The sequence below is a fragment of the Aurantiacibacter luteus genome (assembly GCF_001010945.1).
GTDB lineage: Bacteria > Pseudomonadota > Alphaproteobacteria > Sphingomonadales > Sphingomonadaceae > Alteraurantiacibacter > Alteraurantiacibacter luteus.
Genome location: NZ_LBHB01000006.1, coordinates 61,285 through 71,897, shown reverse-complemented (window position 1 = coordinate 71,897; position 10,613 = coordinate 61,285). Strand labels below are relative to the sequence as shown.

Sequence of the window (10,613 nt, the reverse complement as noted above, 5' to 3'; positions counted from 1 at the left end):
CTGGCGCACTCGCCCAAGGGCCTCAGTGCAAGTGAGCTGCGGTACAACCGGGCGGCCTTCATGCCGCGTCGCCGGGAACTGGCGGAACGCTGGGCGTCGATGATCATGGCAGATGCGTTGCCGGTTGACGAGATCGTCCACAGCCCCCGCCGCAAACGGCGAAGCTAGCCGCCGCGCAGCGCTGCCTTTTCACGAAGCCATGCGGCCACCTCGTCCTTGTACCACAGCGAGCGCGAGCCAAGCTTGACCTGCTGCGGAAAGCCGTCGTCATCGATGCGCTTGTAGACGGTGGAGGTGGCCATCCCGGTCATCTCGCACACCGCTTCGATGGAGATGAGCGGCGGCCCGACTCCGGCTAGGTTGCTCCTTTCAGCCGGCGCTTGCTGTTCTGCCGCCTCCATCACGGGCTGTGTTTGGCGGGAGACCGCACGTGCGGCCCGCAACTTTGGCTCGGTGACCATCTCGATCTGCCTGGCCGTCAGCGGGCCCAACTCGGGCAGCGTAGCCAGCCATCGATCGAAGCTCTCGGCGCCCACCAGGATGCGATGAGTGGGGACAGCATCAGCTTCCGCCCAGCGTTCGGGATCGAACGCGCCGGTCGCAAAGCGCGAGAGCGGCTCGTCAATCTCCCACCATTCGCTCGGGATAGGCTGCACTTCGCCGCCGCCCAGCGGGCGCATGAAGCTCGTCAGTCGTCCATGCACAAGCGCCTTGGTCATGTCCTCGGATTGCAGCCTGATCAGATCGCGCGCTGCGTCGTTCGGACCTTCGTCTTCCGGTCGCGCGAAGATCGTCGGCAGCTCGTAAGGCATGAACCCGAGCATCGCTTCCACGAGCTGACCGAATGCCCAGACGAGCGTGACGCGGCCGACCGAATGGGCGTTCGAGCGATCTTCGTATGGCGACCAAGGTTGGAGGTTATGGCTCATGGCGAACAACTATCAGAGTCGGCGGGCTTGGCCATCGCGTTTCTCGACTGGCTGACGGGGCCGAGTGGGATGGCAGCTTTGCGCCCCAGTCTCGGCCATTCGAGTGGTCGCGATTTTGTGCCGAAAGCTGCCATCGATTTAGCCGTGTTTCGATGGCAGCTACGCGCCCTAATCTTGGTCATTCCCGTCATCTACAGGCAAACCCACAAACTGTCGCGTGAACAGGATCGGGCAGCTCACACTCAAGTTTAAAAACCATCAAGTTCCCAGTCAACCGCCCACGTAGTTCAGAATAACCATGGATCGCCACCGATCAATTCGATGAATCTGTAATATCGCAGTGCTCGCAAAGAACGCCAGTAACGAGGATGTGGAAACAGCACACTGACAAGGACCGTCCAACTTGAATCGCAAGAAACAATAATGCAGAATACACTAGCGTCGGTGAACCCTATTCCGCAAATTTAGATGCAATTGCGAAATCCTGTTGTTTGTTATTGCCGGACTGAGAGGAAACCGCCGGAATCCAGCCAGAGATGAAACTGGTGGATCCACCCAAACGAGCTAGTGTTTGGCCTGCCTATTCCAAAACCGTGTCCGCCGCTGGCGAGTAGGTGGAATTCCAGCGGCTTGCCCGCCGCACGATAGCTTTCGACCAGGTCAAGGCTTGTCACCGGCAGGGTATCATCGTCGGCGGTCACCATGACGAACAAGGGCGGGGCGTTCGCGGGCACGTCCATCGCTCGCATGGGGCCGTATATCGATGCGGCGAAATCGGGCATGTGTCGCGCGTCAGCAGTGCGGATGACGCTTTGGGTGAGGAATGCGCCTGCCGAAAAGCCGAGCATTCCGACACGGTCGGGCGCGATGCCGAATTCGCTCGCACGGCTCCTGACCAGTTCCATTGCCGCCAGTCCGTCGGCCAATGCATAATCCGGCGTATCCGCGGGCGGGCCGATGCGCGCCGCGCCGGCGGCCGGGATTGCTGTCATGTCCCGCGGGGTCGGCACCACCCGGTACTTGAGGACGAAGGCAGCGATGCCATGGTCGGCCAGCCAGCGAGCGGTGGGATAGGCTTCGTTCTCCATGGCGAGGCCGAGGAACGCGCCGCCCGGAACGACGACGACCGCAGCGCCCGTCGCCATGCGCGGATCGGGCAGGAAGGGCGTGACCGTGGGCCGGGTCACATTGCGGACCATCAGCATCCCGCCGTTCCGGCGAAACCATTGCTCTTCCGGCGTCGGGGCCTGATCGGGATAAAGCGCGATGCCAAGTTCCTCGGGCGGATCCGCAGGGTCGAACCGCGGCTGTGCCTCTGCAGGGGCAGCCAGCCCGAAAACTAGGCCAGCCACAACTGACAGTATCGCCTTCATCATGTTGCAAGACTCCCGTAAATTGGCCCTACCAATACCCGAGGTTCGGCAGACCGCAAGTCAAGCTGGCGTACGAAAATCTTAAACCGTTGCCACTGACCGGGCATTGGCATAGCGTTAGGACATGATCGGTCAGGCCAATATCTCATTTTACCTATGCGGGCGTCCGTCGGGGTTGCAGGGGATGGTCCTCGTGACCGGAGGCCGCTTCTCGATGGGCAGCGCCGCATTTTATCCGGAGGAAGCGCCCGTACGCGAGGTGGAGGTGCCCTCGTTCCAAATCGACCGGGCGCCCGTGAGCAACGCCGCCTTTGCCCGGTTCGTGGAGGAAACAGGGCATGTCACGCAGGCAGAGCGACCGCTGCCCGCCGAGGACTATCCGCATCTCGAAGAGATCGACCGCCGCGCGGGCTCCATGTTGTTTGCCGATTCGGATGCCGCGGGGTTCGATCCCGACTGGCGGCTTTGGTGGCAATTCTGCCCCGGCGCCGATTGGCGTCACCCCGCCGGCCCGGGGAGCACCATTGCCGACAAACCGGACCATCCCGTCGTCCACGTAAGCTGGCACGACGCTGTGGCCTTTGCGCAGTGGGCAGGCAAGATCCTGCCCAGCGAGGCTATGTGGGAATACGCCGCGCGCGGCCTGTCGGGACGCGGGCGCGAGTACCAATGGGGCGACGTCCTCGCGCCCGGCGGAGAGGTAATGGCCAACTACTGGCAGGGCGACTTCCCGGCAGGCGGGACTGACCAGGGCGGTTGGCGCACGACGAGCCCGGCCGGCGCCTTTCCGCCGAGCGATCTCGGCCTGTTCGACATGATCGGCAACGTCTGGGAGTGGACGAGCGATCTGTTCGCCCCTGATGCTGACAAGACGGATCAGGGCACCTGCTGCGGGACGGCTGGAGCGAGCGCCTCACCCCGACCCGATGCCGAGCGAGTCATCAAAGGCGGATCGTACCTCTGCGCCGAGAGCTACTGCCGCCGCTATCGCCCCGCCGCCCGCCAGCCGCACCCTGCCAGCTCCTCCAGTTGTCACATCGGTTTCCGGTGCGCGGTGCTGGCGTGAAGGGAAATTGGAGCATTATGCAATGACCGGAATGAACCGTCGACGCGCGATCGGCACCATCGGCGGCCTTGTCGGCGGCGCTGCGCTTCCCGCCGGATGCAGGAGCATCGGCGAGCCGTCCGGGGCGACGGGGAAGCCGAACATCCTGTGGCTGGTGAGCGAGGACAACAATCCCTTCATCGGCGCCTATGGCGACAGGCTGGCGCGCACGCCGAACATCGATGCCCTGGCCCGCGAAGGCATCCTTTATCGCAACGTCTATTCCAACGCGCCCGTCTGTGCGCCGTCTCGGTTCTGCCTCCTGACGGGTATCCATCCCGAGAGCGCGGGCCCGGCCCACCATATGCGGGCCGAGGCGACCTTACCCGACTTCATCCGTACCTATCCCGATCACCTGCGCTCAGCAGGCTATTACTGCACCAACAACGAGAAAACGGACTACAACTGCCGTGTCGAGGCGGGTGAGATCTGGGACGATTCCAGCGCCACCGCGCACTACCGAAACCGGGCTGCGGGGCAGCCGTTCATGGCGGTGTTCAACACCGAGATAACGCACGAATCGCGACTCTTCGGCTCAACGGACGGCGCGGTCCGGCCGGAAGATGTGCGGGTCCCGGCCTACCTGCCCGATAGTCCCGAAGTGCGGCGCGACTATGCCAGTTACTACAACCTCGTCGAGCGCATGGACGACTTCATCGGAGAACACCTGCGCGCGCTCGAAGAAGCGGGGCTGGCGGACGATACAATCGTCTTCTACTATTCCGACAACGGCGGCTGCCTGCCGCGTTCCAAGCGATACTGCTACGACGAGGGGCTGCGCTGCGCTCTGGTGGTGCGGGTTCCCGACAAGTGGCGGCATCTCGCCCCCGTCTCGCCGGGGCTGGAGATCGATGCACCGGTCAGCTTCATCGATTTCGTGCCCACGCTGCTCTCGCTGGCAGGGATCGCGCAACCCGCCGAACTGCCCGGCAAGCCGTTCCTCGGCCAGCGCATCGCCGATCCCAAGACCTTGGCGTTCGGAATGCGCAACCGCATGGACGAGCGATACGATTTCATCCGGACCGTCACCGACGGGCGCTATCGCTACATCCGCAATTACATGCCGCACCGCCCGCTCGGCCAGCCGGTCGCCTTCGCCTGGATGCTGGGAAGCTATGCCGACTGGCACGCACGCTTTCTCGCCGGCACGCTCGACGAGGTGCAAAGACGCTTCTTCGAGGCGAAACCCCACGAGGAGTTCTACGATCTGGAATCCGATCCGGACGAGGTCGTCAATCTGGCGGAGCGACCCGGGCGCGCCGCGGATGCCCTCGCTAGCATGCGCGCCGCGCTCGACCAGCACATGTTGGCCATCAACGATAATGGTTTCATTCCCGAAGGATCGTGGCTCGAGGGCTACGGGGCGAGCCGCGTGGCAGGGGCCTATCCGCTCGAGCGGATCATGGGGATAGCGGCAATGGCTGCCGGTGGCCGGCAGGATGACCTAGGCGATCTGGCCGCGCTGCTTGGCGATGAAGATCCGACGGTGCGATACTGGGCAGCGACGGGCGTGCTTATCCGCATGCCGGATGCAGGCGGGCTCGGGGGAGCGTTGAGACTGCGCTTGTCAAAAGAAAATGACCTGCATGTGCGCATCGTGCTGGCGGAGGCGCTTTCACACACCGCCCTTGCAGCCGACGGGGTGGCCGAGCTGGCTCGCATCGCCGGTCGGGAGACGAGCGAGCCAATCCGGTTGCAGGCCCTCAACGCGCTCACCTTCGCGCCCGATCCGTCGCCGACACTCGAAATGATCGATACTCTGGTGAACGACACTGGATACCTCGGTCGCGCGGCGACTTACCTTGCGCGCACGATCAGGGGAACCTTCGATCCCCATATCTCCATGCTGCCACCGCGCCGGTGACAGCGACACCCATCAATGAAAATTGTCGTAATGCAGTAGTAAAAGAAATTTTACGCGACTGGTAAGGCTGGTATTACAAAATTGGTCAGTCCGATACCGAGCGTGGTATCGGATTGACGGGAGAAGCTTGTCAGGCCGACGCCCGGTCACGCGCATAGAACCCGGTCGGGTGGCGCTGGTGCCTTGGGCGCGAAGTCCGACAGGGTCAGGATTGAAAGCGCACGACCGCCGTAGGCGGCGTGCTCGGGAGAGGTCAAATGTCCATCAGAAACATCGCATGCCTTCGCGCCGGAAGTTCGGCCGTGGCGCTGCTTGCCGCCTTCGTCGCGACCACTGCCAGCGCGCAAGTGTCGGCGCAGAACACGCAGGCCGACGAGGATCCTGATCTGAACGCCGGCGACGTCATCGTGGTCACCGCCCAGAAGCGCGAGCAGGACATCCTCGAGGTCCCGGTGGCGGTCAGCGCGATCGACGAGGACAGGCTGGACGCGGCGCAGGTCAACAACTTCGAGGACCTGACCAACGTCTCTCCCTCGCTCACCATCACCGCCGGCGGCAGCCAGGCGGGGCACACCGTGGTCCTGCGCGGCGTGGGCACATTCAGCTTCTCGACCGCGGTCGAACCCTCGGTCCTGGTGGTGGTCGACGATGTCGCCCTGCTGCAGTCCGGCCAGGCCTTTTCGAGTATCACCGATCCGCAGCGGGTCGAGGTACTGCGCGGTCCGCAGGGCACGCTGTTCGGCAAGAGCGCGTCGGCGGGCGTCATCAACATCGTCACCCGCGATCCCACCGACTATTTCACCGGCTACGCCCAAGCCTACATCACCACCGACGAAGAGCACCGGGTCGAGGCCGCGCTCAGCGGTCCGATCACGGATACCACCGGATTTCGCTTGAGCGGCTACTATTCGGACTTCCAGGGCTACATCACCAACCTCACCAACCGCACGACGCTGGGCGGCGACGAGGCCTGGGGCTTGCGCGGCAAGGTGACGCAAGAATTCGGGAACCTCGACCTCACCCTGATCGCGGACTACGGCGAGTCCACCGACAGCCAGTTGCCCGACACCTATCTGCGCGTCGACCAGGTCACCAGCACGGGCGCCCCCGCAAACCGCAACTACGACCTGCGCGGGATCGAACCCGGTCCGGCCAACAACGTGGTGCGCAACGATACCGATCGCTTCGGTGCCAGCGACCAATTGCTGACCGCTTTCAAGGCCGATCTCGACCTTGGTTTCGCAACCTTGTCGTCGATCACCAGCTGGCAGGACTGGACCTACGATTCCACCAACGACCAGGACGGCACCGCGCGGCCTGAAATCCGCCAGGACACCACCTACAACGCTCGCCAGTTCGCGCAGGAACTGCGGCTGACCTCGCCGTCGAGCGGCGTGTTCGACTACATCCTTGGTCTTTATTTCGCCGACGGCACGACCGACCGCTCCTTCCTGCGCACGACCACAATTCCGCCGCTGCGCCAGAACTGGGATTCGACCGCCGACACCACCAGCTACGCGGCTTTCGCCCAGCTCGGCTACGACCTGTCGGAAGACACCCTGCTGACGGTCGGTGCGCGCTACAACTACGAGGAGATCGGCGTGTTCTTCTCGGACATGCGGACTGCCGTTCCCGTGCAATACACCGGCAACGATTCCGAGGGCGCTTTTACCGGCAAGGTCGCGCTGCAGCAGTTCTTCGGCGACGGCCTGATGGCCTTCGCCTCGGTCGCCACGGGCTACAAGGGCCAGGCTTACGACATCTCCTCTGGCTTCGACCAGCGCCGCGCCGATAATCCGATCCGCTCGGAAGACAGCATCGCCTACGAGGTCGGCCTGTCGGGCAGGCTCTTCAACGGTGACGGCCAGTTCCAGCTGGTCGGTTTCTGGACGGACTACGACGATTTCCAGGCGCAAGGCGTCAATGCCCAGCTGCTCGCTCCGCAGTTCGAGTTGACCAACGTGGGCAAGCTGCGCACGCGCGGCGTGGAGCTGGAAACCCAGTACAGCCCGAGCGACCGGCTCTCGCTGTTCGGATCGGCAGCCTACGTCGATGCGCGCATCCGCGAGTTCCCCGACGCCCAGTGCTATTTCGGACAGACCGCGGCGCAGGGCTGCGTGGTCGATCCCGTCACGCGCCAGCCAGTGCAGGACCTGGCGGGCGAGCGTCTTTCCAACTCACCGGAGTTCAAATTCAACGTTGGCTTCGACGCGAACTATCCCATCCATCCCGACTTCAACCTGTTCGCGCAGGGCAACTACGTGTGGCAGAGCGACGTGAATTTCGCGCTGTCGCAGGATCCGCTCAGCGTGCAGGAAAGCTACGGCATCGCCAACCTGGCGGTCGGCGTGGAGGGGCCGGAAGAGAACTGGCGCGTCTCCGTCTTCGTCAACAACCTGTTCGACGAGGCCTATGCCGCGCGCATCATCAACGACACCAATCCGCGCAATAATCCCTTCGTCCTGACCCAGCAATTGCCGCGCAACTATGCCCGCTACGGCGGCATCCGGGTCCGCGTCGGCTTCTGAGCTCTCCCGGCCCCCGCGCCTTTAGGTGCGGGGGCCAACCTGAGAGACAGGCTGGCCAACCGCCGACCGCGGCGGCAAAACGCGGCAAGATCGAGAGGAGACCGAAATGGGCCGCAGACCGGCGCGTGGACTGGGCCTGCTGGCCCTGACTATCGGAACGGCACTGGCGAGCGCATCGCCCGTCGTCGCGCAAGGGGCCGGGGCAGAGACGCGCCGTTCGCTCGATCTGGACACCGGCTGGCAGTTCAACCTCGTCGGCCCCTATGCCGGGGACGGCTCGCTCGAGGCACCCGATCCGGGCGCATGGCAGGTGGTCGCCGTGCCGCACACGTGGAACCGGGTGGGTTATTACCTGTCCGATCCCGAACAGCACATCAATAGCGCCGATAACGTCGAGAAGACGCAGGGCGTCGGCTGGTACTACCGCACTTTCGAGAGCCCGCGGCTGGCCGGGAGCGAGCGCACCTATCTCGAATTCGACGCGGTCAGCCGAACGGCCGAGGTCTGGGTCAACGGGCGCAAGGTGGGCGAGAACCGCAACCCATTCGGACGCTTCCGCCTCGACGTGACCGATGCCTTGCGCATGGGCGGCGCAAACGAGCTCTACGTCAAGGTCGACAACACCCAGCCCGCAGAGGGCAACAGCACCGCCGAAGTGCTGCCGATGACGGGCGACTTCTTCGTGCGCGGCGGCATCTATCGCCCGGTGCGGTTGATCGTGGCCCCGCCGGTGCACTTCGACCTGCTCGATCACGGTGGGCCGGGCGTCTATGCCAGCACCGCCTCCATCGCACCGGGCGCGGCGCGGCTGAACCTGAGCGCGCGCATCGCCAACTCTTCGCCGAAGCGCGCCGAGCTGGCCATGGTCGCCAGCCTGATCGCGGACGATGGCCACGTGGTGGGCTCGCAGCGCAGCGCAATCATTGTGCCGCCGGGCGAGACCGCCGAGATCGCGGGCGAGATGGCGCTCGACGCGCCGCGCCTGTGGAACGGGGTGGACGACCCCTACCTCCATACCCTGCGCTTCGACCTGTTCGACGAATCCGGCGCGCTGATCGACCGTATCGACCAGCCCTTCGGCGTGCGCGAGATGCGCATCGACCCGGAGCGCGGTTTCTTCCTCAACGGACGGCCGCATCAGCTGCGCGGCGCCGGTTTCCATCAGGACACCGAGGCGTCCGACTGGGCCGTCGCGCCCGGCGAGGTCGAACGATCGATGCAGATAATGCGCGACATGGGCGCGAATTCCGTCCGCCTCGCGCACTACCAGCACGGCGCGCCCGTCCATGAAATCGCCGACCGCATGGGCATGGTGCTGTGGGACGAGATCGGGCTCGTCACCGCCTGGACCAATGCGCCCGACCAGGTCGAGCTGCCGGGCGCCATCCTCGCCAATGCCCGGCAGCAGCTACTCGACCTCGTGCACCAGAACTACAACCACGCCTCGGTGGCGGTCTGGGGCATCGCCAACGAGGTCGATTTCGGGCCGGGCCGGCCTGACTTTCTCGGCCGCCCGCCCGAAGTCATCGCCGATCCGATGCCGCTGCTGGAGAATTTGGCAGCCCTCTCGCGCGAACTCGATCCGCTGCGCCCCGTCGTCCTTGCCAACTGCTGCGAGGAGCGCGGGATGCAGGACGTGCCCGTGGTGGCCGAAGCGGTCGATGCCGTGGGCGCGAACCGCTATTTCGGCTGGTATTACGGCGCTCCGGACCAGCTCGGCGAGCATCTCGACACGCTGCGCGCCAAGCACCCCGACATTCCGCTGTCCGTCAGCGAATACGGTGCGGGCGGGGCGCCCAACATGCATTCGGACAATCCGCTTGGCGGCCCCATCGACATGGGCGGGCGTACCCAGCCAGAGGAGTTCGCCACCTGGTTCCACGAGGAGAACTGGCGCGAGCTTGCGGGCCGGGACGACCTGTGGGGTATCTGGCTGTGGAACGCCTTCGATTTCGGCACCACGGTGCGTGCGGAAGGCGACGCGCAGGATATCAACACCAAGGGCCTCGTAACCTACGACCGCGAAATTGCCAAGGATGCCTACTACTTCTATCGTGCCGTCTGGTCGGACGAGCCAACGGTCCACGTTCAGGGACGGCGTTACGTCGACCGCGCCTACCCTGTCACCGACATCCGCGTGAACTCCAATGCCGCATCGACCGGCATGACGGTGAACGGCGCGGCGCTGCCCGCGCAAGGCGACTGCGACCAGAACGTGTGCGTCTGGCGCGACGTGCGGCTGGCGCGGGGCGAGAACGTCGTCGTTGCGCGCGCCCGCTTCGGTGAAGAGACAGTCGAGGACCGCGTCGTCTGGCAGCTCGATGCGGCGCAGGAGCAGTCATTTCGCATCGATTCCGGGACGGTCGTTGCGGCCGCTGCCGAGGTCCAGTTCGGATCGGACACCTTCTTCGACGGCGGCACGGCGGGCAGCACGGACCAGCGCGGTGGGCGTGGCAGGCAGGCGGTGACGGCCGAGATTGCCGGGACCCAGCGCCGCGACATCGTCGCCAGTTTTCGCGAGGGCGCATTCTCCTACCGCGTGCCAACCGGAAACGGTCGCTACCGGATCACGCTCACATTCGTGGAGCCCACGCAGGCGGCAGGGGCGCGTATATTCGACGTGACGGCCGAGGGCGACCAGACGCTTTTGCGCGTCGATGTGGCCCAGCGAGCGGGTGGCACCTTGCGTGCCGTCACTGAGAGCTTCGAGACCGTCGTTGCCGATGGCGTGCTGGACCTTGGGTTCGTGCCCGTGACAGGCGAGGCCATCGTGTCCGCGATAGAGATCGCTCCGGCCGACTGAGCCGAAGCGGC

The 10,613-nt window shown here is 64.7% G+C and carries 6 protein-coding genes; 4 read left to right on the top strand and 2 right to left on the bottom strand.

Annotated elements, in window-relative coordinates:
• Positions 1-164: 164 nt before the first annotated feature.
• The gene (locus AAW00_RS15340) at positions 165-929 is read right to left on the bottom strand and encodes a helix-turn-helix transcriptional regulator (protein WP_047005092.1); all 765 of its coding nucleotides are present in this window, start codon (positions 927-929) and stop codon (positions 165-167) included.
• A gap of 494 nt (positions 930-1,423) precedes the next feature.
• Positions 1,424-2,305: an alpha/beta hydrolase gene (locus AAW00_RS14110; RefSeq protein ID WP_047005091.1), complete on the bottom strand. Its 882-nt coding sequence runs from the start codon at positions 2,303-2,305 to the stop codon at positions 1,424-1,426.
• Positions 2,306-2,486: 181 nt separating this feature from the next.
• On the opposite strand from AAW00_RS14110, the gene AAW00_RS14105 reads away from it, so the two are divergent.
• From AAW00_RS14105 to AAW00_RS14090, 4 genes are all read left to right on the top strand, one after another.
• Positions 2,487-3,368, top strand: coding sequence for a formylglycine-generating enzyme family protein (locus tag AAW00_RS14105; protein ID WP_047005090.1), 882 nt, complete (start codon positions 2,487-2,489; stop codon positions 3,366-3,368).
• 31 nt (positions 3,369-3,399) lie between these two features.
• Entirely contained in the window at positions 3,400-5,271 is a 1,872-nt protein-coding gene (locus tag AAW00_RS14100; RefSeq protein WP_156170104.1) for a sulfatase-like hydrolase/transferase, read from the top strand.
• Between the two features lie 302 nt (positions 5,272-5,573).
• Positions 5,574-7,799, top strand: a complete 2,226-nt coding sequence (locus tag AAW00_RS14095) for a TonB-dependent receptor (protein WP_052761985.1) — start codon at positions 5,574-5,576, stop codon at positions 7,797-7,799.
• Between the two features lie 106 nt (positions 7,800-7,905).
• Positions 7,906-10,602, top strand: a complete 2,697-nt coding sequence (locus tag AAW00_RS14090; protein WP_047005088.1) for a glycoside hydrolase family 2 — start codon at positions 7,906-7,908, stop codon at positions 10,600-10,602.
• The last annotated feature ends 11 nt before the right edge of the window (positions 10,603-10,613 follow it).